This window comes from Cereibacter changlensis JA139 (assembly GCF_003034985.1).
Taxonomy (GTDB): domain Bacteria; phylum Pseudomonadota; class Alphaproteobacteria; order Rhodobacterales; family Rhodobacteraceae; genus Cereibacter; species Cereibacter changlensis.
Genome location: NZ_PZKG01000431.1, coordinates 1 through 519, shown reverse-complemented (window position 1 = coordinate 519; position 519 = coordinate 1). Strand labels below are relative to the sequence as shown.

At 67.6% G+C, this 519-nt stretch carries 2 protein-coding genes; both read left to right on the top strand.

Going from position 1 to position 519, the window contains the following annotated elements; all coding sequences use genetic code 11:
• Positions 1 to 270, top strand: a 270-nt coding sequence (locus tag C5F48_RS24520) for a phage tail sheath C-terminal domain-containing protein (protein ID WP_308812786.1), incomplete at its 5' end; no start/stop codon positions are given.
• Positions 271 to 280: 10 nt separating this feature from the next.
• A partial coding sequence (locus tag C5F48_RS24515) for a phage major tail tube protein (protein ID WP_181247798.1) occupies positions 281 to 519 on the top strand: 239 nt, incomplete at its 3' end.

The window sequence follows — 519 nt, the reverse complement described above, 5'->3', positions numbered from 1 at the left end:
ATGGACCGGCCCTTCTCGGCCCAGCTCCTGCGCGACATCCGCGACAGCGTCGCCGCCTATCTCGCCACGCTGAAGGCCCGCGGCGCGATCCTCGGCGGCAATGTCTGGATCGACCCGGAGCTGAACACCGAGGCCACGCTGAAGGCCGGGAAGCTCTATCTCGACTTCGACATCGAGCCGCCCGCGCCCTTGGAGCACCTGACGCTGCAGGCCCGGCGCAACGGCGATTATTACGAAGAGCTGGTGACCGCCGTCACCGGCGCTCAGTGAGGAGCATCACATGGCGCTGCCGCGGGTCATCAAGAACTTCAACGCCTTCGTCGACGGGATCAGCTACTTCGGCCTCGCCACCGAGGCCAAGCTGCCGGCGGTGAAGCTGCAGACCGAGGCGCATCGCGGCGCGGGCATGGACGGCCCGGTCGGCATCGATGTCGGCATGGAGGGCCTTTCCGCCGAGATCAGCTTCGCCGAATGGTCGCCGGCGCTCCTGAAGAAGCTCGGCCGCCAGGAGCGCTTCGT